At 67.2% G+C, this 22,385-nt stretch carries 22 protein-coding genes; 13 read left to right on the plus strand and 9 right to left on the minus strand.

Going from position 1 to position 22,385, the window contains the following annotated elements; genetic code table 11:
- Positions 1–23 precede the first annotated feature (23 nt).
- Together ACQ754_RS02850 and ACQ754_RS02855 are read left to right on the plus strand one after the other, a co-directional pair.
- On the plus strand, positions 24–1,043 hold the full coding sequence (locus ACQ754_RS02850) for a class I fructose-bisphosphate aldolase (protein ID WP_440995474.1): 1,020 nt from the start codon (positions 24–26) through the stop codon (positions 1,041–1,043).
- Positions 1,044–1,048: 5 nt separating this feature from the next.
- Positions 1,049–1,828 carry an NAD-dependent deacylase gene (locus tag ACQ754_RS02855; RefSeq protein WP_440995475.1) on the plus strand — a complete coding sequence of 260 codons (780 nt, stop codon included), beginning with the start codon at positions 1,049–1,051 and terminating at the stop codon, positions 1,826–1,828.
- Here ACQ754_RS02855 and ACQ754_RS02860 read toward each other — a convergent pair.
- Complete coding sequence (locus ACQ754_RS02860) at positions 1,825–2,415, minus strand: GNAT family N-acetyltransferase (RefSeq protein ID WP_440995476.1); 591 nt, start codon at positions 2,413–2,415, stop codon at positions 1,825–1,827. The genes ACQ754_RS02855 and ACQ754_RS02860 overlap by 4 nt on opposite strands.
- Positions 2,416–2,533: 118 nt before the next feature.
- On the opposite strand from ACQ754_RS02860, the gene ACQ754_RS02865 reads away from it, so the two are divergent.
- From ACQ754_RS02865 to ACQ754_RS02885, 5 genes are all read left to right on the plus strand, one after another.
- Positions 2,534–3,208, plus strand: coding sequence for an OmpA family protein (locus tag ACQ754_RS02865; RefSeq protein WP_440995477.1), 675 nt, complete (start codon positions 2,534–2,536; stop codon positions 3,206–3,208).
- 95 nt (positions 3,209–3,303) lie between these two features.
- Entirely contained in the window at positions 3,304–3,750 is a 447-nt protein-coding gene (locus tag ACQ754_RS02870) for a CBS domain-containing protein (protein WP_440995478.1), read from the plus strand.
- Positions 3,747–7,475: a DUF1631 family protein gene (locus ACQ754_RS02875; RefSeq protein ID WP_440995479.1), complete on the plus strand. Its 3,729-nt coding sequence runs from the start codon at positions 3,747–3,749 to the stop codon at positions 7,473–7,475. Before ACQ754_RS02870 ends, ACQ754_RS02875 begins: the two co-directional genes overlap by 4 nt.
- A gap of 140 nt (positions 7,476–7,615) precedes the next feature.
- Entirely contained in the window at positions 7,616–9,517 is a 1,902-nt protein-coding gene (locus ACQ754_RS02880) for a propionyl-CoA synthetase (RefSeq protein ID WP_440995480.1), read from the plus strand.
- A 57-nt stretch (positions 9,518–9,574) separates the two neighbouring features.
- Entirely contained in the window at positions 9,575–10,237 is a 663-nt protein-coding gene (locus ACQ754_RS02885; protein ID WP_440995481.1) for a nicotinamidase, read from the plus strand.
- A gap of 22 nt (positions 10,238–10,259) precedes the next feature.
- On the opposite strand, the gene ACQ754_RS02890 is transcribed toward ACQ754_RS02885, so the two are convergent.
- Positions 10,260–11,840, minus strand: coding sequence for a peptide chain release factor 3 (locus tag ACQ754_RS02890; RefSeq protein WP_440995482.1), 1,581 nt, complete (start codon positions 11,838–11,840; stop codon positions 10,260–10,262).
- Between the two features lie 76 nt (positions 11,841–11,916).
- Here ACQ754_RS02890 and ACQ754_RS02895 point away from each other — a divergent pair, with 76 nt between their 5' ends.
- Both ACQ754_RS02895 and dxs read left to right on the plus strand, forming a co-directional pair.
- Positions 11,917–12,402, plus strand: coding sequence for a YcgN family cysteine cluster protein (locus ACQ754_RS02895; protein WP_440995483.1), 486 nt, complete (start codon positions 11,917–11,919; stop codon positions 12,400–12,402).
- Positions 12,389–14,296, plus strand: a complete 1,908-nt coding sequence (gene dxs / locus ACQ754_RS02900; protein ID WP_440995484.1) for a 1-deoxy-D-xylulose-5-phosphate synthase — start codon at positions 12,389–12,391, stop codon at positions 14,294–14,296. Before ACQ754_RS02895 ends, dxs begins: the two co-directional genes overlap by 14 nt.
- A gap of 29 nt (positions 14,297–14,325) precedes the next feature.
- Here dxs and trxA read toward each other — a convergent pair whose 3' ends face one another.
- On the minus strand, positions 14,326–14,652 hold the full coding sequence (gene trxA, locus ACQ754_RS02905; protein ID WP_440995485.1) for a thioredoxin TrxA: 327 nt from the start codon (positions 14,650–14,652) through the stop codon (positions 14,326–14,328).
- 249 nt (positions 14,653–14,901) lie between these two features.
- Here trxA and fabA point away from each other — a divergent pair, with 249 nt between their 5' ends.
- From fabA to ACQ754_RS02920, 3 genes are all read left to right on the plus strand, one after another.
- A complete protein-coding gene (gene fabA / locus ACQ754_RS02910) occupies positions 14,902–15,420 on the plus strand; it encodes a bifunctional 3-hydroxydecanoyl-ACP dehydratase/trans-2-decenoyl-ACP isomerase (protein ID WP_440995486.1) in 519 nt (172 codons plus the stop codon).
- A gap of 31 nt (positions 15,421–15,451) precedes the next feature.
- The gene (fabB, locus tag ACQ754_RS02915; protein WP_440995487.1) at positions 15,452–16,669 is read left to right on the plus strand and encodes a beta-ketoacyl-ACP synthase I; all 1,218 of its coding nucleotides are present in this window, start codon (positions 15,452–15,454) and stop codon (positions 16,667–16,669) included.
- 79 nt (positions 16,670–16,748) lie between these two features.
- The gene (locus ACQ754_RS02920) at positions 16,749–17,144 is read left to right on the plus strand and encodes a GNAT family N-acetyltransferase (RefSeq protein WP_440995488.1); all 396 of its coding nucleotides are present in this window, start codon (positions 16,749–16,751) and stop codon (positions 17,142–17,144) included.
- Position 17,145: 1 nt separating this feature from the next.
- Here ACQ754_RS02920 and ACQ754_RS02925 read toward each other — a convergent pair whose 3' ends face one another.
- From ACQ754_RS02925 to ACQ754_RS02950, 6 genes are all read right to left on the minus strand, one after another.
- Entirely contained in the window at positions 17,146–17,817 is a 672-nt protein-coding gene (locus ACQ754_RS02925; RefSeq protein ID WP_440995489.1) for a 7-cyano-7-deazaguanine/7-aminomethyl-7-deazaguanine transporter, read from the minus strand.
- 86 nt (positions 17,818–17,903) lie between these two features.
- Positions 17,904–18,230 carry a branched-chain amino acid transporter permease gene (locus ACQ754_RS02930; RefSeq protein WP_440995490.1) on the minus strand — a complete coding sequence of 109 codons (327 nt, stop codon included), beginning with the start codon at positions 18,228–18,230 and terminating at the stop codon, positions 17,904–17,906.
- Positions 18,227–18,940, minus strand: a complete 714-nt coding sequence (locus ACQ754_RS02935) for an AzlC family ABC transporter permease (protein WP_440995491.1) — start codon at positions 18,938–18,940, stop codon at positions 18,227–18,229. Before ACQ754_RS02935 ends, ACQ754_RS02930 begins: the two co-directional genes overlap by 4 nt.
- On the minus strand, positions 18,937–20,238 hold the full coding sequence (locus ACQ754_RS02940; RefSeq protein ID WP_440995492.1) for a TRAP transporter large permease: 1,302 nt from the start codon (positions 20,236–20,238) through the stop codon (positions 18,937–18,939). Before ACQ754_RS02940 ends, ACQ754_RS02935 begins: the two co-directional genes overlap by 4 nt.
- A complete protein-coding gene (locus ACQ754_RS02945; RefSeq protein WP_440995493.1) occupies positions 20,238–20,738 on the minus strand; it encodes a TRAP transporter small permease in 501 nt (166 codons plus the stop codon). Before ACQ754_RS02945 ends, ACQ754_RS02940 begins: the two co-directional genes overlap by 1 nt.
- 68 nt (positions 20,739–20,806) lie before the next feature.
- The gene (locus tag ACQ754_RS02950; RefSeq protein ID WP_440995494.1) at positions 20,807–21,820 is read right to left on the minus strand and encodes a DctP family TRAP transporter solute-binding subunit; all 1,014 of its coding nucleotides are present in this window, start codon (positions 21,818–21,820) and stop codon (positions 20,807–20,809) included.
- 118 nt (positions 21,821–21,938) lie between these two features.
- On the opposite strand from ACQ754_RS02950, the gene ACQ754_RS02955 reads away from it, so the two are divergent.
- Complete coding sequence (locus ACQ754_RS02955; protein ID WP_440995495.1) at positions 21,939–22,367, plus strand: acyl-CoA thioesterase; 429 nt, start codon at positions 21,939–21,941, stop codon at positions 22,365–22,367.
- The last annotated feature ends 18 nt before the right edge of the window (positions 22,368–22,385 follow it).

The raw sequence follows: 22,385 nt of genomic DNA on the forward strand, positions 1-22,385 counted from the left end.
GATTCCACGGAGGTTTCTTTCCCATGACCGACTACCGCGAACTCGAGGATACCATCGAGCGGATGGCCGCCCCGGGCAAGGGCATCCTTGCCGCCGACGAGAGCTTCGGCACCATCGCCAAGCGGCTGAAAGCCATCGACGTGGAGTCCACCGAGGAGACCCGGCGCACCTACCGCTCCCTGCTGGTCACCGCCGACGGCATCGAGGAACATATCGGTGGCGTGATCTTCTTCGAGGAGACCCTGGGCCAGCGCAGCGACGACGGCCGGACCCTGCCAGAGATCTGTGAGGCCGCCGGTATCGCCCCCGGCATCAAGGTAGACAAGGGCACCCTGGAGCTGGTCAACGCCCCCGGCGACAAGATCACCCAGGGGCTCGACGGCCTTCCCGAACGCCTGGCCACCTATCGCGAGCAGGGCGCTCGCTTCACCAAGTGGCGCAACGTCTACGTCATCGGCGCCCACAATCCGACGCCGCTGGCGGTCACCGCCAACGCCGAGGTGATGGCCCGTTACGCCGCCTTGGTCCAGGAGGCGGGCATGGTACCCATCGTTGAGCCCGAGGTGCTCATGGACGGCGACCATGACGTGGGGCGCTGCGCGCAGGTAACGGAGTGGGTACAGCGCGCCGTCTTCGACGCGCTTTATCGCTATGGTGTGCGCCTCGAGCACATGGTGCTCAAGCCCAACATGGTCCTGCCGGGCAAGGAGCGGGAACGGCTCACGCCGGAGGCAGTCGCCGAGCACACCCTGCGGGTATTGCGCCGGACCGTGCCGGCGGCCGTTCCCGCCATCGCCTTCCTCTCGGGCGGCCAGTCCCCCGAGGAGGCCACCGCCAATCTCAACGCCATTAACGCCGCCGGTGGTGATAAGCCCTGGGCGCTGACGTTTTCCTACGGCCGCGCGCTCCAGGAACCGGCCCAGCAGGCCTGGCGTGGCAAGGCAGAGAACATCGCAGCGGCCCAGCAGGCCTTCCTGCAGCGCGCCCGCTTGAACGGGGCGGCCCGTCAGGGCAGCTACCGGGCCGACATGGAGGCCGCCTGAACACCTTGCGGGGCCATGACCACCGGGTGGACGCCCTCGCCCATGCGCTGCTCGGTGCACGGCGGGTGCTCGCGATCACCGGAGCGGGGCTGTCCGCCGACTCCGGTCTGCCCACCTACCGTGGCATAGGCGGGCTCTACGAGGGCGGCGAAACCGATGAGGGAATGCCCGTGGAGGCCGCCCTGTCGGGGGAGGTATTCGCCCGCAACCCGGAGATCACCTGGCGCTATCTGGCCGCACTGGGGCGCGCGGGCAGCAGCGCCCGACCCAATGCCGGCCATCGGGCGCTGGCGGCCATAGAGGCCGACGGCCGTGAGGTGTGCGTGTTGACCCAGAACGTCGACGGTTTACACCGGGCCGCCGGCAGCCGCTGGGTCCTGGAGATCCACGGGCGCATGGACGCGCTGCTATGCACTGCCTGCAGCCACCGCGAGGCGCCGGTGGATTATTCCGCCCTTCAGGTCCCGCCCCGCTGCCCGGCCTGCGGCGCGGTGCTCCGTCCCCCGGTGGTGCTGTTCGGCGAGATGCTCCCCGACGAGGCCATCGCCGAGTTGCGCGCGGCATTGAAGGTAGGGTTCGACCTGGTCCTATCCATCGGCACCAGCAGCCTCTTTCCCTACATCGTCGAGCCCCTGCGCCTCGCCGCCGCGGAAGGGGTTCCGACGGCGGAGATCAACCCCGATCAGACCCCCGTCTCCACACTGGTGGACTACCGCATCCCCAGCCCGGCCGCCGAGGTGCTCCCGGAGGTGCATCGGCGTGCCGATGCGGCGCAGCGCGACTAGGGTAGCCGTATCCCCGCCAACACCACTTCGCGCCACGTCGTCCAAAGCCACGCCTCGCCCTCCTGCAGCGCCTCGTCCCAGAGCGAGGCGGGATCGGGTGAGACGAGCTCCAGGCGTCCCTCCAGCTCATCGTCGCCGCCACGGAGCTCCATACCGAATTTCCGGGCGATACTGCGCATGGGGCGGTTGTGGCGCATCGTCGTGAGATAGACGCGCCGGAGACCCCGATTCCGCGCGAAGGTGATCAAGCGGGCGAACAGTGCGGTGCCGATCCCGCGGCCCTGGAGGCTCGGCTCCACACTGAACGCGAGCTCGGCCTCCCGGGCTTGCTCGCCGGAGAGGATCTGGCACTCGCCGGCCGCGCGCAGATCGTCGCCGACGAAGACCCCGAACACCGTCCGCCGTGGCCAGCCCCCTTGACGGGCATAACTCTCCAGGAGGGCCTCATTGACATGCCCGCCGAAGCGCAGATAACGATCGTGCTCCGGCAATCGCTGCAGATGCTCGGCGAACGCGTCACGCTCCTGCCACAGCAGTCGCCGGACGACGACAACCGAACCGCCGCCGGGACGTGATTCATCGCTCATATTGCAAACCCGCCGTTTTGTTGCGGAACATGCGCAACATGCCGCTGGCCGCAGTTGACAGACAGCTCGCCGTGTTGCGACGCAACATCATCATAGCAAAAACATAGAGGAAACGCCCATGATCCGCTCCAAAAAAGCCTTTACCGCCGCTTCATTGGTCGCGGTGCTCCTAGTGGGTTGTCAGACAACCGACCCCTACACCGGTGAGCCCAAGACCAGCAGCACCACCAAGGGCGCGGCCATCGGTGCCCTCGCCGGGGCCGTGGTGGGGCTGGCCACCGGCGACGATGCCACCGAGCGGCGCCAGCATGCGCTCATCGGGGCGGGCATCGGCGGGCTCTCGGGCGCGGCGGTGGGCAACTACATGGACCGCCAGGAGGCGGAGTTGCGACGCAAGCTCCAGGGTTCCGGGGTGAGTGTTAGCCGTCAGGGCGATCGCATCGTCCTCAACATGCCCGGCAACATCACCTTTGCCACGGATAGCGCGGACCTGCGCCCGCAGTTCTTCGAGGTGCTGGACTCGGTGGCGCTGGTCCTGGAGGAGTATGAGAAGACACTGATCAATGTGGAGGGGCATACCGACAGCACCGGGCCTGCGGAGTACAATCAGCGCCTGTCCGTTCGGCGGGCGGAAACCGTGGCCGGGTACCTGCGCAACCGCGGGATTGACGGGCGGCGGATCATCGCGCGGGGCTTCGGCGAGGACTATCCCGTCGCCGACAATGACACCGAGGCCGGGCGCCAGCAGAACCGGCGCGTCGGCCTGGAGCTGGTGCCGATCCGGGAGGAGTGATCGGAAATTGCCCGCGGGGGGCGGCAGCGGATGGCCCGATACGGTATCTTTGGCGCGTAGTGTCGCCGAACGGCATCAGGCGGACAGGAGGTGTCATGTATCCGTTTTTGGCCTACAAGGTGCACCACGTCATGGTCCGGGACGTGGTCACCATTACCCCGGACCGGCCGCTGTCGGCCCTCGATGCCCTGTTCGCGGAATACGATTTCAATAGCGTGCCGGTGGTCGAAGAAGGCACCACCACCCTGCGTGGCGTGATCACCAAGCTGGACCTGCTCGCCGCCTTCCAGTTGGACCCGACGCATATCGTGCCGCCCTACGAGGAGATCATGACCCGCACCGTCGGCGAGTACATGAGCGCGGACCCGCTCTGGGTGCCGCCGGAGCTACCGCTAAGCCGTGCCCTGCAGCGAATGGTGGAGATGCGCAACAAGGCCTTCCCGGTCCTCGCCGACGGCCGGCTGACCGGCATTGTTGCCCGCGAAGACCTCCTCGCCGCCCTGCACCGGGCAGCCCGCGGCGAGGGGCCGCCGGAATCATGAGCCGCGAGCGTCGAGCCTACCGCCGTCACCCGATACGCTGGCCGGCGGAGCTGCGTTTCGCCGAGGGCGAACGGGTACCGGCAAGCATCGAGGACATCTGCGTCGGCGGCATGTTTGCCACCCCGGGGCAATCCGGTTACGCCATAAGCCGGCCGGAGGATACGCGCTTGCATGTCCGCTTCCACGATCCAGTGCGCGGCAGCACCCGCGAGATCGCCGCCCGGATTGCGCGGGCCTCCCGCAATGGCCTCGGTCTCGCCTTTGATCACCCGCAAACCGAGCTGGTTGCGCTGCTGCAGTCCATCGCCGGCAGAGGGGAGGAACCCTCCGAGCGCGGCCCCAGGGAAGGCGCGGAGACCCCTCGGGCGGAGTGGGTCCGCGAGCTGTGCCGCAAGCACGCAGGCTCCTTCTGCGAGGAGCACCTGCCGCGGTTCAGCGACGATGTCATCGATGAGCTGTTTCAACGGTCCCGGGGCATGCACAATCCCGCCGAGCAGGCGAGTGTTTTTCACGCGTATCAGCGGCTGAGGACGGAGGCCCCCGGGTTACCTGGTCGGTTCCGCGCGGCGCTGTTCGCGGAGGTGGACGCCATGGGGCGGCCGGAGGAGGAAAGCGAGGCCGAGGAGCTACCCTCCTCGCCGGATGAGCTGGAGCTCGTCGATGATCGCGAGTTCGAGGACTGGCTGCTGCGCTCGGAGCTGGTCAACGAGGCCGAGGGCCGCAACCGCCAGCCAATGCACCTGCTCAACCGCCGCCTCAGCTTCGTCCTTGACACCCCCATGGATGAGTCCTCCAACCCCCTGGCGCCGGAGGGATTTGCGCGGGTATTGAGCGAGGTGCTTTCGCTGGAACAGCTGCCAGCCATCGCCGTGCGCACCATTTACGAACGCTTCGCCCGGCAAGTCCTGGAGCGCCTCGGCAGCCTCTACGAGGCGATCAACGACGAGCTCCGCGAGGCGGACATCCTGCCCGAGGCCGAACGCGAGCCACTGCAGATCCGTATGCTCGGTGGCGGACGCACCCGGCACGGCGCCGGGCACCTGCCCCATCTCCCGGCGACTGCGGGGAACATCACTGCCGACGGCGCCCTGTCCAACGATATGGACTCGGTGGTCCTCCCGACACTGCCGAGCCAGGAAGGGACGCCCGCGGCACCGCAGCTGGCGGACATCGCACGGACCCTCCAGGGGCTGACCACGGAGCTCGCCCGGTCTCGGCAGACCGCCAGTGCCGGCGGGCCCGGCGTGGAAGACACACAGTCATCGACCGCCGCATCTGCACTGTTTCCGCGTCTCGAAGGTGCGATGCCGTCGGCGCCGGGCGATGTTCCCTTTTCCGACGCCTTAGACCTCAGGGACCTCCCTGAGCGTCAGCACGCCCAGCTCGCTGCCGTGGAACAGTGGTTCCGCGAGATCCAGACGGATCCGGCCACCCCGGCCTATCTGCGGGAATGGAGCGTGGGCCTCGCCGTGTTGGCGGCGCGACAACAACTCAATGACGGCGGTTTCCTGGAGGGTACGGCCACCCCCGTGAATCGCCTCATGAACGCCGTGGAGAAGGCAGGCCTGGCCCTGGACAGCATGCCCGCCAGCGCCGCCGCCCCACTGCGCGAGTCCCTGGACGCCACCCTACAGGCGGCGATGGCCGAGGGCTCACCACAGCGACTGCAGGAGGCCGCGGCGGAGATCGAGCGCCGGGTGGCGCCCCCCCTGGAGGATCGCAGCACCCAAATGGACCGTATGGCCGAACAGATCGCCGGCCAGGAACGCTTGGAGCGGGCTGGCGAGCTGGTGGACGCGGCGCTCGCCGAGCGTCTGGAGGGGCGCCGCATACCCCGGCTGCTCGCCGAGTTGGTGGACAACGGCTGGCGGGAACTGCTGGTGCTCATCCGGCTCCGCGACGGGGAGCGCCATGAGAACTGGCGCCGTTGCCTGGCGGTAGTGGATCGGTTGCTCACGGGGCTGGGCCACGACGGCGAACCACCCCGCCCCATCCGCGACCCGGATCGGGTGATCCGCTACATCCGCCATCAGCTCCACCAGTTCGGCCGCCTGACCGCGCGGATGGAAGAGACGGTGGCCGCCATCGCCACCGTCGTCCTCGCCATCTCCCATGGCGAGCCCGCGCCGATTACCCTGGAATACATCGAGTACGGCGACTCCAAGAACGATAAGCCCCCGGTCGGGTCACTATGGGAGGCCCGCGCGCGGCTGCTCCGCGTCGGGGAATGGCTGGTCACCGAGCAGGGGGACGAGCCGCTGCAGCTTCAGTGGATCTCCGGTGATGGTCAACGCTTTGTGTTCGTCGATCGCAGCGGCCATGAGGCTCGGCAGCTGGGTCTCGAGGAGCTCGCCTCGGCCCTGCAGGGGGGTGCCCGGGTGGCCGACGACCTGGAGGCCCCGTTCACGGAACGGCAATGGCGCCAGGCCCTCATCCATGCCCACGACGCACTGATCCAGCAGGCCACCCGCGACCCACTCACGGGGATGCTCAACCGCCAGGCGTTCGAGCGGGCGCTGGAGCAGCTCGCCCAGTATCGCGCGGGGCAGCGGTATGCCATCGTCCAGCTCGGTCTGGAAGACCTCGAACGCGTAAATCGTGAGGCAGGGCATACAGCCGGCGACCGGTTCCTCCGTCGCGCCGCGAACTTGGTCCGGCGTGCCGCCGGCGCCGCCGGCATCGTCGCAAGAATCGACGGCGACGAGTTCGCGGCGGTGATCGATGTCCCCGACGACGAGACTGCACAGATGCTCGCGGAGCGCCTGCGTCGCAGCATCGCCCGGCTGCCGGTCCGCATCGACGGAAACGTCCGCCGCGACGAGCGTGCGGTGACCGCCGTGGTAATGGTGATCGACACCGACGAGGGTACGGCGGGGCATCTCCTCGAGCGGCTCTCCCAGGTCTGTGACCAGACAAGGGCGGAGAATCCGGGCCGCACCACGACCCTCCCTCCGCCCTCCCCGGAACCAGACATCGACGAGGAACAGCTGTGTCGACTGATCGACGGCGCCATCGAGGCGGAGAACCTCTCCCTGCGCGCCCAGCGTATCGAGCCCCTCGCGGCGGAAGGCGATGCCGAGCAACGCTACGAGCTCTTCGCCGCCCTCCGCGACAGTAATGGCAATCAAACCCTGACCCCCGCCCGCTTCCTCGGAGTGGCCCGTCAACGTGGGCGGATGCCGCGACTGGACGCGGTGATGCTGCGCCACGGCATGACCCTCGCGCAACGCCTAGCCCGCCGGGACGGCCAACCGGTAGTGGTACACGTTAACCTCGGCGCAGCGAGCATCAACCACCCCGTGGTCCTCGCCGCCCTACGCCGGCTGGCCCCCGCGCGGCGCCAGGGTCAGGCGCGGATCTGCATCGAGGTCTCCGAGGCGGTGGCGGCGGGCAACCTGGAGGCGGTCGTGCATTTCATGGAACGCGCCCGGAGCCTCGGCAGTGAGCTCTGCGTGGACGGCTTCGGCACCATGCTGGCGACCTACGACTTCCTCCGCCTGCTCCCCGTGGATCTGTTCAAGCTGGATGCCCACTTCGTGCGCAGGGTGGACACGGACAAGGCGGACCGCGCCATGGCGAGGACCATCGCCGAGATGGCCCACCTCCTCCACCGGCGCGTGATCGCGGCGGGGGTGGAGGAACGGGAGCTGACCGAGACCCTCCGCGGGCTGGGCATGGACTACCTCCAGGGCTACGCCATCCAACGCCCGCAGCCGCTGCGCTGATCGCACAATCCTGTACGCACACGTGGATTGACCTATTCAATGTCGCGATCATAGGGGACTATGGTCCAATGGGACCTTGCGACGCCATGGGGCGTCCGCCGGACCGGCAACGGATCACGCAACGGACAGGGAGGAGAGCCATGAGCCGCTACCAGGATGTCTACCGCCGCTCCGTGGAGGACCCGGAAGGCTTCTGGCGGGAACAGGCCGCCCTCATCGATTGGTATGAGTTCCCCAACACCATTCTCACCCGGGACGAGAAAGGCCACTACCGCTGGTTCCCGGACGGACGCCTGAACACCTGCCACTTGGCTGTTGACCGCCACGTGGAGCGGGGCTGCGGCGAGCAGGCGGCGATCATCTATGACTCCCCCGTTACCGAAACGAAACGCCATATCAGCTATCGCGAGCTCCAGGACCAGGTGGCGCGCTTCGCCGGCGCCTTGCGGGGGCTCGGCGTGGGGCACGGCGACCGGGTGATCATTTACATGCCCATGATCCCGGAAACGCTGGTCGCCATGCTTGCCTGCGCACGCCTGGGGGCCATTCATTCGGTGGTCTTCGGCGGATTTTCCCCCCACGAGCTGGCGGTGCGCATCGACGACGCACGGCCCAAGGTCCTGGTAACCGCCGGCTGCGGCATCGAGTTTGACCGCGTAATCCCGTACAAGCCCATGGTGGACCGGGCCCTGGAAACCGCTGCACACCCGCCTGCGCATACCGTGGTGGTGCCGCGGGAGCAGGCGGAGGCGGAGCTCAGGGCGGGCCGCGACCATGACTACAACGAGCTCATGGCGGCAGCGGAGCCCGTGGATCCGGTACCCGTAGCCGCCACCGACCCCCTCTACATCCTCTATACCTCCGGGACCACCGGTAAGCCCAAGGGTGTCATCCGTGACCATGGCGGCCATGCCGTGGCCATGAACTACAGTATGCATGCGGTGTATGACACCGATCCCGGCGAGGTATATTGGGCGGCCTCCGACGTGGGCTGGGTGGTCGGCCACTCCTACATCGTCTACGGACCGCTGATCCGGGGCTGCACCACCATCGTCTACGAGGGCAAACCCGTGCGTACGCCGGACGCGGGGGCCTTCTGGCGGGTGATCGCCGAGCACGGCGTGAAGACCTTCTTCACCGCACCCACGGCCTTCCGGGCAGTGAAGAAGGAGGACCCGGACGCCCGGCTGAAGGCGGACTACGACCTCAGTGGCCTGGCCAACGTCTTCGTCGCCGGCGAACGCCTGGATCCCCCCACCTACGAATGGCTCAACGAACACATGGACTGCCCGGTCATCGACCACTGGTGGCAAACGGAGACGGGCTGGGCCATCGCCACCAATCCGATTGGCATCGAGCCCATGCCGATCAAACCGGGCTCCGCCACCGTCCCCTCCCCCGGCTACAAGGTCCGCATCCTCGACGACGAGGGCGAGCCCACCCCCGCCGGGCAGATTGGCAATATCGTCGTGGAGTTGCCCTTGCCACCGGGGACACTGCCCACGCTATGGAATGACGACGAGCGCTTCGAGCGCAGCTACCTGGATACCTTCCCCGGACATTACCTCTCGGGTGACGGGGGCTACATCGACGCGGACGGCTACCTCTTCGTGATGGGACGCACCGACGACGTCATCAATGTCTCCGGTCATCGCCTCTCCACGGGGGCCATGGAGGAGGTGATCGGCGCCCATCCCGCGGTGGCGGAATGCGCGGTCGTGGGCCTGCCGGACGAGCTCAAGGGCCAGATGCCGGTGGGCTTCGTGGTGCTGAAGGACGGAGTCTCGGACGACACCGCTGCCATAGAGGAGGCCCTGGTCCAGCGGGTGCGGGACGAGATCGGTGCGGTCGCGGCGCTGCGCCGGGTCATGGTGGTGGACCGGCTGCCCAAGACCCGTTCCGGCAAAATCCTGCGCAAGACGATCCGCAATCTGGCCGAGGAGGAAGACGTGCCGGTGCCCTCCACCATCGACGACCCCGCCATCATGGACGAGATCCGCGACAGCCTGGCCCGCGGCAAAGTGGGCCGCTTCGGCGGCTAGGGGTTGCTTGCCGCCACCCTCGCCACCATTCTCGGGAGACAGGATGGGAGGTAAGCAATGGCGGCACAGCAGCCTGTACGGGTAGACCGGCGCCGCTCGGCGTTGGTGGTGGTGGACATGCAGCCGGACTTCATGGAAGGCGGTGCCCTGGCCACGGTAGGTGGCTCCGAGATCGTGCCCGCAGTCGCCGAGCTGATGGCCAGCGGGCGCTTCGGGCAGATCGCCGCCACCCAGGACTGGCACCCGCCGGGGCATATCAGCTTCGCCAGCAGCCATTCCGGTCGGGAGCCCTTCGAGGTGATCGAGCTCTACGGCCACGATCAGGTCCTGTGGCCGGATCACTGCGTTCAGGGTTCCGCCGGGGCCGAGCTACACCGCGACCTGCCCTGGGAGCAGGCGGCGGTGATCGTGCGCAAGGGCGAGGAACCGGCGGTGGACAGCTACAGCGGCTTCCGCAACAACTTCGACGCCGACGGTGAACGCCCGCCCACCGGCCTTGGCGGCTATCTCCGCGAACGTGGGGTGGAAACCGTCTTCCTCTGTGGCCTCGCCCGGGACTACTGCGTGAAGTGGACCGCCGAGGACGCGGCGGCGGCGGCTTTCGAGACGGTGTTCCTCTGGGACCTGACCCGGCCCGTGGACCCGAGCGGCGATGACAGCGTTCGCGAGGCGCTCGCCGCCGCCGGTGTCCGCGTCACCGACAGCGACGCCCTCGCCTGAGCGGCCCTGGCCGGGCCGGGGCTCAGTGCTCCCGGGTGGCGCGGAATCGGATCTCCGGCCAGCGCTCCTCGGTGAGCTGAAGGTTCACCCGGGAGGGCGCGATGTAGGTCAGGCTGCCGGCCACGTCCTCGGCGAGGTTGGCGGCATTGCGCTCGCGGAACTCCGCGAGCCGCTTGGGGTCATCGCACTCCACCCAGCGCGCGGTGGCCACGTTTACCGGCTCGAAGGCGCAGTCCACCCCGTACTCGTTCTTCAATCGGAAGGCCACCACGTCGAACTGCAGGACACCGACGGCGCCGACGATGAGGTCATTGCCCTGCAGCGGGCGGAACAGCTGCGATGCCCCCTCCTCACAAAGCTCCACCAGCCCCTTCTGCAGGGCCTTCATGCGCATGGGATCGCGAAGCACGGCGCGGCGGAACAGCTCCGGGGCAAAGTTGGGGATGCCGGCGAACTTGAGCTTTTCGCCCTGGCTGAAGGTGTCGCCGATCTGAATGGTGCCGTGGTTGTGCAACCCGATGATGTCACCGGGGTAGGCATTGGCCACGTTGTCCCGGTCCGAGGCCATGAAGGTGATGGCGTTGGCGATCTTCACGTCCTTTCCGATGCGCACGTGATGGATCTTCATCCCCTTCTCGTAGACCCCGGAGCACACCCGCAGGAAGGCGATGCGATCCCGGTGGTTGGGATCCATGTTCGCCTGAATCTTGAACACGAAACCGGAGAAGCTCTCCTCGGTGGGCGCCACGTACCGGGTCTCGGTCTCCCGCGGTTGTGGCGGCGGCGCATCCTCGACGAAGCGATCAAGGAGCTCGCGGATACCGAAGTTGTTGATCGCGGAGCCGAAGAACACCGGGGTGAGCTCGCCGCGCCGATAGGCGTCCACATCGAATTCGTTGCTCGCCTCGCGGATCAGATCCACCTCTTCGCGCAGGGCGACGGCGTCATCGCCGAGCACCTCGTCGAGGCGGGGGTTGTCGAGCCCCTCGATGGTCTCGCCTTCATTGATCCGGCCCTCGTGGGTGGGGCTGAACAGGTGCACGCGATTGTCGAGGAGATGGAACACCCCCTTGAACCCCTTGCCCATGCCGATGGGCCATGTCACCGGCGCGCAGCGGATCCTGAGCACCTCCTCGACCTCGTCCATCAGCTCCATGGCATCACGGCCTTCGCGGTCGAGCTTGTTCATGAAGGTCATGATCGGGGTGCTGCGCAGCCGGCACACATCCATCAGCTTGATGGTGCGCTCCTCGACGCCCTTGGCGGCATCGATGACCATCAGTGCCGAGTCAACCGCCGTGAGGGTTCGATAGGTATCCTCGGAGAAGTCCTCGTGACCCGGCGTATCGAGGAGATTGATGATACGTCCCTGATAGGGGAACTGCATCACTGAGGAGGTCACCGAGATGCCGCGCTGCTTCTCCAGCTCCATCCAGTCGGAGGTGGCGTGGCGATCCGACTTCCGCCCCTTGACGGTGCCGGCGATCTGTATCGCCCCCCCGTAGAGCAGCAGCTTCTCGGTGACGGTGGTCTTACCCGCGTCCGGGTGTGAAATAATGGCGAAGGTACGCCGCCGGGCGACCTCCTGTTGGAAATCACTCATCGATTCGGGAACCGTTACGCTCGGGTGCTGGTACAGGGAAAGCGTCGCAAACGAGAAAGTATACAGGAGAATCCAGGTGCACGACGACTCCGCATGGCCCCCCACCAGCAATGCCCGCCCCTTCTGGGAGCGCAAGCGCCTCGAGGAGCTCTCCACCGAGGAATGGGAGGCGTTGTGTGACGGCTGCGGCAAGTGCTGCGTGCACAAGCTCGAGGATCCCGACGGCGAGTACGCCTTTACTCGGGCGGCCTGTCGCCTGTTGGACACCGACACCGGACTGTGCCGCGACTACCCGCACCGTCACCGCGAGGTGCCGGACTGCATCACCCTGACGCCACCCCGGGTGCGGAGCTTCGGTTGGCTGCCGCGGAGTTGCGCCTATCGCCGCCTCGACGAGGGGCGGGGCCTGGCTTGGTGGCACCCCCTCGTTTCCGGGGATCCGGAGAGCGTCCATTGGGCAGGGATGTCCATTCGCGGCCGGGTCGTCAACGAGCGATATCTGGCCCATGATGTCGCCCTCGAGGAGCTGATCGCCGAGGACCTGGACGATGACATCGACTGACGGCCAGCCCCTGGATACCGACAGCTATCCACTGCTGGCGGGCATCGACGACCCGGCAGCGCTGCGCGATCTGCCGCACCGGAAGCTGCCTGCGCTGGCTGCGGAGCTCCGCGAGTTTCTGCTCCACAGTGTCGCCCGCTCCGGCGGCCACCTCGCCGCCGGGCTGGGTGTGGTGGAACTGACCATCGCGTTGCACTACGTCTACCAAACGCCGGAGGACCGCCTCGTCTGGGACGTCGGCCACCAGTGCTATCCCCACAAGATCCTCACCGGTCGCCGCGGCCGGATACACACCGTACGCAAGACCGACGGCCTCGCCGGATTCCCCAAGCGCGACGAGAGCCCTTACGACACCTTCGGTGTCGGCCACTCGAGCACCTCCATCAGCGCCGCCATCGGCATGGCCCTGGCCGCCCGCGCCCAGGGCAGCGACCAGCGCACCTGCGCGGTCATCGGCGATGGTGGCCTGACCGCCGGCCAGGCCTTCGAGGCCCTGAACCATGCCGGCGACGCCCGCCCGGATCTGCTGGTGGTGCTCAACGACAACGAGATGTCCATCTCCGAGAACGTCGGCGCCCTCTCCCGCACCCTGGCCCGACTACTCGCCGGCGGCGTCTATGGCAACCTCCGCCGCGAGGGCAAGCGGATGCTCGAGCGTATGCCCAGCGGCATGCGTGAGCTGGCCAAGCGGGCCGAGGCACACGCCAAGGGCATGATCGCACCGGGGATGTTCTTCGAGGAGCTCGGCTTCCAGTACTTCGGGCCGGTGGACGGCCATGACCTGACCGCCCTGGTGCCGGTGCTACAGCGCCTGCGGGCGACCGAGGGACCACTTCTGCTCCATGTGGTCACACGCAAGGGCAAGGGCTACGCGCTGGCCGAGGAGGATCCTATCGCCTATCACGGGGTCAAGGCCTTCGATCCCTCGGAGGGTCTGCCCGAAGGCGGCGGTGGGGGGACAAGCTATACCCGGGTCTTCGGCGACTGGCTCTGCGATATCGCCGCACAGGATCGCCGTGTCTGGGGCATCACCCCGGCCATGCGTGAGGGCTCCGGGCTGGTGGAGTTCGCCCACCGCTTCCCGGAGCGCTATCTGGACGTGGGCATCGCCGAACAGCACAGCGTCACGGTGGCCGCGGGACTCGCCTGCGAGGGTGAGCGCCCGGTGCTCGCCATCTACTCCACTTTCCTGCAGCGCGGCTACGACCAGCTCATCCATGACATCGCCATCCAGAAGCTCCCCGTTGTGCTGGCCATAGACCGCGCGGGGTTGGTGGGAGCGGACGGCCCCACCCATAACGGTGCCTTCGATCTCTCCTACCTGCGCTGCGTCCCCAACCTAGTGGTGATGGCCCCCGCGGACGAAGACGAGTGCCGTCAAATGCTGTATACCGGCCACTGCCACGACGGGCCGGCCGCCGTACGCTATCCACGCGGGGCGGGGCCCGGCGTGCCGGTATCCCCGCGGATGCAGGCGCTGCCCATGGGCCGTGCCGAGTGGCGGCGCCGCGGCAAGGGGGTGGCCTTGCTCGCCTTCGGCAGCATGGTCACACCCGCCCTGGAAGCAGCGGAGGCGTTGGATGCCAGCGTGCTCAACATGCGCTTCGTCAAGCCCGTCGACGAGCAGGCCGTCATGGAGGCCGCCGCCGAGCATGACCTCTTGGTCACCCTGGAGGAGAATGTCATCGCCGGCGGCGCCGGCAGCGCAGTGGCGGAGTGCCTCGCCCGTGCGGGGGTGACGGTACCGATCCGCCACATCGGGCTGCCGGATCGATTCATCGAGCACGGCGACCCTGGCGTGCTCCTGCACCGCCTGGGCATGGATGGTCCGGGGGTTACCCGCCGGGTGGAGGAATGGCTCGCGCCACGCAGGCACGCCCTGCGCGGCGGCTGACCGGGGCACCGGAGGCGCCCCGGCGTAGCTCATACGTTGGCGTCGACGAACTGGGTCAGCTGCGCCTTGCTCAGCGCCCCGACCTTGGTGTCCGCCACGTCGCCGCCGCTGAACACGATCAGCGTGGGGATGCCGCGCACGCCGTACTTCGGAGCGGTCTCCGGGTTCTCGTCGATGTTGAGCTTGCAGATCTTGATCTTGCCGGCATACTCATCGGCCACCTGCTCCAGCACCGGGGCGATCATCTTGCAGGGTCCGCACCACTCGGCCCAGAAATCCACCAGTACCGGGCCATCTGCCCGCAGGACCTCGCTGTCGAAGGTGTCGTCGGTGACGTTGACGATGTTCTCGCTCATCGATGCCTCCATGAAGCCGGGAGTCTTTAATGCCGCGGCAAGGATAACGCTCGGGCCCTGCCTTGTATAATCGAGTCGCCAGCATTCCATGATAGCCGGAATCAATCGCGATCGGCTGGCACGCACAGGTTTCACTTGCCTCGCCGCCGGTCTCACAGTAGGGTTAGCGCGGGCTGACCGACCACTTTGTAGTCCCGGGGGCGACCCAGTCAAGGTAGCGCATCCGCCGGCGGCAATATCGAGAGACGAATGACCGGAAAATCCAGCTACGAGTACGAGGAGTTGCTTGCCTGCGGCCATGGCGAGCTCTTCGGCCCCGGCAACCCCCAGCTGCCTGTTCCGAACATGCTAATGTTCGATCGCATCCACCATATCGCCGGTGAGGGCGGGGCCTACGGCAAGGGCGAAGTGCACGCCGAGCTGGATGTGCATCCGGACCTGTGGTTCTTCGAATGCCACTTCCCCGGGGACCCGGTGATGCCCGGCTGCCTCGGCCTCGACGCCCTCTGGCAGCTCCTCGGCTTCTACCTGGGCTGGATCGGCGGGCAAGGCAAGGGGCGCGCGCTTGGCTGTGGCGAGGTAAAATTCGCAGGACAGATACTGCCACGCAACAAACTGGTGACCTATTCCCTGGATATCAAGCGGCTGATCCGCCGACGGCTGACCATGGGGATCGCGGACGGGCGGGTAATCGTCGACGGGGAAACGATCTACTGGGCCACCGATCTCAAGGTCGGGCTGTTCATCGATCCGGACAGCGCGCTGTAGGGCCACACGCAAACACAGCGAGGAAGGTATCGTGCGACGAGTGGTCGTCACTGGACTGGGCATCGTCTCCTGCCTCGGCAATGACCGGGAGACTGTGACCCGATCCCTGCGCGACGGGCGCAGCGGCATCCGCTTTCGTGAAGAATATGCCGCCTACGGGCTTCGCAGCCAGGTCGCGGGCGTGGTCGACATCGACCTCGACGAACGGGTGCCGCGCAAGCCAAGACGCTTCATGGGCGGCGCCGCCGGCTATGCCTACGTGGCCATGGAGGATGCCATGCGCGACGCAGGCCTCGAGCCGGAGCAGATCTCCGACCCAAGGGTCGGCCTGATCGCCGGCTCCGGCGGGGGCTCCACCTCCCACCTGGTGCAGGCGGCTGACACCCTTCGCGAACGGGGGGTGCGCAAGATCGGCGCCTTTGCGGTCCCAAAGGTGATGGCGAGCACGGTGTCCGCGTGCCTGGCCACGCCGTTCAAGATCCGCGGCGTCAACTACAGTATCTCCTCGGCCTGCGCCACCAGCGCCCATTGCATCGGCTCGGCCATGGAACAGATCCAGCTCGGCCGCCAGGACATCGTCTTCGCCGGTGGTGGCGAAGAGGAGCACTGGTCGATGACCATGCTCTTCGATGCCATGGGCGCGCTGTCATCGAAGTACAACGAGACCCCGGAGCGCGCCTCCCGCCCCTACGACGCGGAGCGCGACGGCTTCGTGATCGCCGGCGGTGCAGGCATGGTGGTGGTCGAGGAGCTCGAGCACGCCCTCGCCCGGGGCGCGCCCATCTACGGAGAGCTCATCGGCTACGGTGCCACCTCCGACGGCTACGACATGGTCGCCCCTTCCGGCGAGGGCGCGGTCCGCTGCATGCGGCAGGCGCTACAAGGCGTGGATGCGCCAGTAGATTACATCAATGCCCACGGCACCAGCACGCCTGCCGGCGACATCACCGAGCTGGAGGCGATCCGCGAAGTCTTCGGTGCCGAGCGGATGCCCCTGGTCAGCTCGACGAAGTCACTGACCGGTCACTCCCTCGGTGCCGCCGGCGTACAGGAGGCCATCTACTCGCTGCTCATGCTGGAGGAGGGCTTCGTCGCCGCCTCCGCCAATGTCGAACAGCTGGATCCGGAGGCCGAGGGGATGCCGGTGGTAACCGACTACCGGGAGCAGCCCCTGGAGGCGATCATGTCCAACAGCTTCGGCTTTGGCGGCACCAACGCCTCCCTGGTCTTGCGACGCTACCGGGGCTGACCCTTAACCGCCCCTTCCGCAGCCGACCCCGTCATCGACGGGGTCTCCGCTTTTCCGCGACGGACACAGCAGGCTCCCCATGGTCCCCACAGCAGACATCAATGCCGCCTTCGAGGCCTGGCTTGAGGGCACCGAGCCGGCGACGCCGGCCCGGGCGGAAGACAACACAGGCCTGCGACACCGCCGCCTCGGCCACGCCATTGGCGCCGTGGACACGGAATCGGACTACCTCGTGCTCTGCCGTATTGAGACCGATCCGGGCCACCGGGGCCACGGCGAGGCCACTGCGCTGCTGGAGCTGCTCAAGGGGATTTGCGAGCGTTTCCACGTCACCTTGCTGGGCCAGGCCACGGCCTACGAGGATACCGGCCTGGACCAGGCCGCACTGCTGGCGTGGTATGAGCGTCACGGATTCCAGATCGACCGCGAGCGCACCGCGCAACCGCTGGTCTGGTACCCGCGCCGGCCCTGGTGATCTACCCCTTGCTGAGACCGGCGCCGAGTCCGTCGCCGAGGATCCAGCGCTGCAGCATCGCCAGCACCAGACCGTACAGCGGCACGAATACCGCCATGCTGACCGCCAGCTTCGTGACGTAGTCCACAGTGGCGATCTCTACCCAGTGAGCGGCCATAAACGGATCCGGGCCGGCGTGGAAGGCGAGCGCGAAGAACGCCGCGGTATCCACCAGGTTGCCCAGCACCGTGGAGAATGCCGGGGCCACCCACCAGTGGCGCTGGCGACGACGCAGGCGATCGAAGACGTGGATATCCATGAGCTGGCCGAGCACGTACGCCATGAAGCTGGCCATCGCGATGCGGGCAACGAACACGTTCAGCCCCACCAGCCCCTCCAAACCCTGGTACTCGCCCTGCTGGAACGCCGCGCCAAAGATATAGGACAGCGCCAGTGCGGGCAGCATGGCGAGCAGCACGGTGCGCCGCCCCGCCTGTTTCCCCAAGACCCGGACCGTGAGATCGGTGACCAGGAAGATGAACGGGAAGGAAAACGCCCCCCAGGTGGTATGGACCCCCAGGATCTGGATGGGCAGCTGCACCAGGTAATTGCTGGCCGCGATGATCAGGATGTGGGCACCCGTCAGCAACAGCACGGCCCGTTGCCAACCCTCGGTGCTCAGCGGTCGCGTCATTGGTTCCCTCATGGCTCCGGCCCGCTCGGGGCCATCATCGATCGGGCGGCAACATTAGCCGATCCCGCCGGTCCTGGCAAAAAACCTCACCCCGCCGGGGCGAAATGGAGCAGGGCCATGAACGTGCCGGTACCGAGGGCGATGCTGGCCAGCGCGTTGCGCCAGAGCACGTGCGCGAGCGCGGTCACTGCGATCGCGGCCAGCTCATGGAGCCCGTGGGGTGGCGCCAGCGGCTCCACGTCGCGGACGGCGTAGATCACCAGCAGCAGCATCACCGCAGGGGGAAGATAGCGGCCCAGGTGGCGCACCAGCGGGCGATCCATGAGATCGCTGAGCATGAGAAACGGCAGTGCCCGCGTGGCGAAGGTCGCCACCGCCATAACGGTGATCGCAGCCAACAGGTATCCGTTCATCGCAGTTCCCCGCGCGCATGGCCGTCGATCACCAGCATGATCGTAACCAGGGCCAGGGCGGCCACGAGCATGTATTCCCGGCCCCCGATTGCGAGCCCGGCCGCCGCGGCCACCGTGGCGATCAGGAACGGCCGGGCGCTGCGGACCACCCTCGCCTGCTCCACGGTGAGCACGACGAACAGCGCGGTCAACGCGAATTCCAGGCCTTGTACATCCGTCGGCAGGCCGCTGCCCAGCATCACCCCCAAGGCCGTCCCGGCGACCCACCAGGCCTGATTCAGTGCCGCCACGGTGGTGCGGAAACGCACCGGATCCAAGGCCGGCGGTACCCGGGTGCTGGTGAGCAGGGAATAGGTCTCATCGGTGAGGGCAAACACCGGATACCAGCGACCCGCCCCGCGTGGCGGCAGGTACGGACCGATGGAGAGGCCATAGAAGAGATGCCGGGCGTTGACCACCAGCGTGGTCGCCGCGATCTCGACAACCCCCGCACCGGCGGCGAGCAGGGTAACGGCCATGAACTGCGCTGCCCCGGCGAATACAAGGACACTCATGGCCACCGCGTACCAGCCGGGATGGCCGAGCCGGATGAACAGCACCCCGAATACCATGCCCAGGGGCACATAGCCAAAGGCCACTGGCAGGCTGGTGCGAAGGGCGGCGGGGAACGCGCCTCCGTGGCGCTTCCCGGCGCACGGGCTATTGCTCACACCCGATACCCCAGCACCTCCGGTAGCCATAGCGCGGTGCCCGGGAAGACGATCACCAGCAGGAGCGCTGCCGTCATGGCGAGCACCATCCACGCCGCCCAGCCCACGGTCGCCTCCATCGGCACCTCCGCCACCTTGGCGGTGACCATCAGATTGACCGCCACCGGGGGCGTGAACTGCCCGATGGCGATGGTCATGGCCATGAGGATACCGAACCAGGTTACGTTCCAGGAAAAGGCCTGGACCACCGGCATAAGGATGGGGATGAGGATGAGATAGATGGAGACACCATCCAGGACCATGCCGGCGACGAGCAGTAACAACATGACCAACAGCAGCACCACCCATCCCGTGTCCGAGACCGCGAGAAAGGCCCCGGCCACCGCGTCGAAGGCACCAAGGGTGCTGCCCGCCCAAGCGAATATGCCCGCCAGCGAGATGATCAGCAGGATCACCGCCGAGAGCACGGCCGAGTCCGCGATCGCCCGGTACAGCCCACGCCAGGTCAGGGTCCGATAGACCACCATGCCGACGAAAACGCCGTAGGCCACGGCCACTACCGCCGCCTCCGTGGGGGTGAACAATCCGCTGCGCAGCCCACCGAGGATGAGCACGGGGGCGAACAGCGCCGGCAGTGCGCCGATGAAGCTCTCCTTGACCGGTGGTCGGCCCTCCACCTCATCACCCAACTCGAAACCATGCCGACGCGCCAGCCAGATGGCGGGAATGACGACCGCCAGCCCTGCCATCAGCCCCGGGAAGAGCCCGGCGGCGAACAGGGCGCGCAGGTCCACACCGGGCACGAGTATGGAGTAAAGGATCAGTGCCACTGACGGGGGGATGAGGATGGCGGTGGACGCCGAGGCGGCGATCACAGTGGCGCTGAATGCCCGAGGGTAACCCGCCCGGGTCATGCTCGGCACCATCACCATGGCCACCGCCGCGGCATCGGCAGGTCCGGAACCGGACATGCCCCCCATGATCAGGCAGACGATGGTGGCCACGGCGGCCAGGCCCCCGGGACGCTGGCCCACCAGGGCGCGGGCGAACCGGACCAGGTTCGCCGCTACACCGGTGCGCTCGAAGACGGTGCCGGTAAGCACGAACAGCGGAATGGCCACCAGGGGGTACTTCGCGATGGCGTTGTACGTGTTGGTACCCAGCGTCCCCAGCATGGGTGCGGGCAGCCCCATGACGATCCCCACCACACCGCCCATCGCCAAGGCGATGGCGATGGGCGATCCGATCAGGATCAGCCCTGCCAGCACCAGGAAGATCATGAGCTCCGGTGGCGGCATCAATCCGGGACCCCGTTACGGAGTTGTCGGACGAACCGTCCGATCACGCGAAGCGCGATCACCACGGCCCCAAGGGGCAGCCATACGGTGTAGAGCCAATTGGGTATGCCCAGACCAGGGGATGTGGTGCCCCAGCGCCACTCGTCATAGGCCAGGGCGGCCCCATAACGAACGATCAGTGCAAGCACGAGCAGCGTGGCCAGCAGCGAGATGACCGTGCTCGCCCAGCGCAGCCGCCGGGGCAAGCGCTGCTGGAAGAAGCCCACGCGAATGTGCTCATCGCGCACGAAGGCCACTGCTGAGCCGAACAGGGCCATGAATACCAGCAGAAAAACCGAGAACTCTTCGGTGAAGGCAAAGGACGCGTCCGTGGCATAACGCACCACTACATTGGCCAGGCTGATGACACAGATCACCGCCATGGCAGCGGCGGCCAGCCCCTCCTCGATCACCGCCGGCACCCGAGGTCGGGCCCGTCCCGGACGCTGCTCGCGATCCATTCTTCCCTACCCCTCAACGAGCGCACCGGGGCCGATGGCCCCGGCGCGATTATCTCGGCATTGGGTGGTTATCGCTCGCGCTCGGCCACGGCCTCGCGGGCCTGCTCTACCAGATCCTCACCGATACGCGGCGCCCACTCGTCGTAGACACTGGCGGTCGCCTCCCGGAAAGCCGCCCGTTCGCTGTCGCTGAGCTCGATGATCTCCATGCCCTCGGACTCCAGCGTGGCGATCCGGTCTTCGACCTCGGCACGGGATTTCTCGATCTCCCAGCGACCGGCCTCCCTCGCCGCCTCGTGGATGATCTCCCGGTCCGCCTCTGGCAGCGATTCCCACGTATCCCGGTTAGCGGCGAAGATCAGCGGGTCCGCCATGTAATGCCATCGGGTGACATACTCCTGGCCGACCTCCCACATCTTGGCGATCTGGATCACCGAGAGGGGGTTCTCCTGGCCGTCCACGGCCCCCGTGGACAGGGCCGGTTTGGCATCCGCCCAGCTCATCTGGGTCGGATTGGCGCCAAGTGCCTCGAAGGTGTCCTGGAACAGCGGAGAACCCACCACCCGGATCTTCATCCCTTCGACGTCCCCGGGGGTGCGCACCGGCCGCACGGAATTGGTCAGCTCCCGGAAGCCGTTCTCACCCCATGCGAGGGGCACGACGCCCTGGCGCTCGATGGCCGCAAAGATGCGATCGCCCACCTCGCCGCCGGTAAGGGCATCGATGGCCGCGTAGTCCGGCATCAGGAAAGGTAGCGAGAAGAGGTTCAGCTCCTGGACCTGGGGCGACCAGTTAATGGTCGAGCCCACGGCGAAATCGATCAGCCCGCTACGCAGGGCAGAGAACTCCTGGGTCTGGTTGCCCGAGACCAGCTGTGCCCCCGAGTAGACCTTGAGGTTGACACGCCCGTCGGTGCGCTCGTCGACCAGCTCGACCCAGCGCTCGGCTGCCTGCCCCCAGGGAAACGGGGTGGGCAGCACAGTGGAGACGGTGTACTCGTCCTTGTATTCCGCCGCCGTCGCGCCGGCGGACAGTCCGAACACGGCTACGCAGGCGATTGCCGATACAACGCTCTTTCTCATGCTCTCCCCCTAGGATCGATGGCTATCGTTCGATTCGAAATCGGCAACTCAATATGCAATCCGGCCCGCGGGGCGTCAAACTGCCCCCGGAATCCAGTCCAAACGAGGAGCGTCCGCGATGAACCAGGGACAAGGAGAAACAGACCAACCACCGGCGCGGGAGCCGCAGATCCGCACCATCGCCATGCCCGCGGACACCAATCCCAGCGGCGACATATTCGGCGGCTGGCTGATGTCGCAAATGGACCTCGCCGCCTCCAGCGTGGCGACCCGCGCCGCCCGCGGCCGGGTGGCCACGGTGGCGGTTGACGCCATGAGCCTGATTGCCCCGGTGCACGTGGGCGACGAGGTCAGTCTCTACGCCGCCCTGGTGAAGACCGGCCGTACTTCGCAGACCATCCATGTACAGGCCTGGCGGCGGGACCGCTTCTCCGAGGAGGCCACCCGGGTGACCGAGGCGACCTTTACCTTCGTCGCCATCGACGAGGATCGCCGCCCTCGCCCCCTGCCCCACGGCATGGGCGACGGCCTGCCCCCGGAGCGTTGACTTCCGGGGGCGAGCGCC

The sequence above is a fragment of the Arhodomonas sp. SL1 genome, assembly GCF_052060015.1.
Lineage (GTDB): Bacteria > Pseudomonadota > Gammaproteobacteria > Nitrococcales > Nitrococcaceae > Arhodomonas.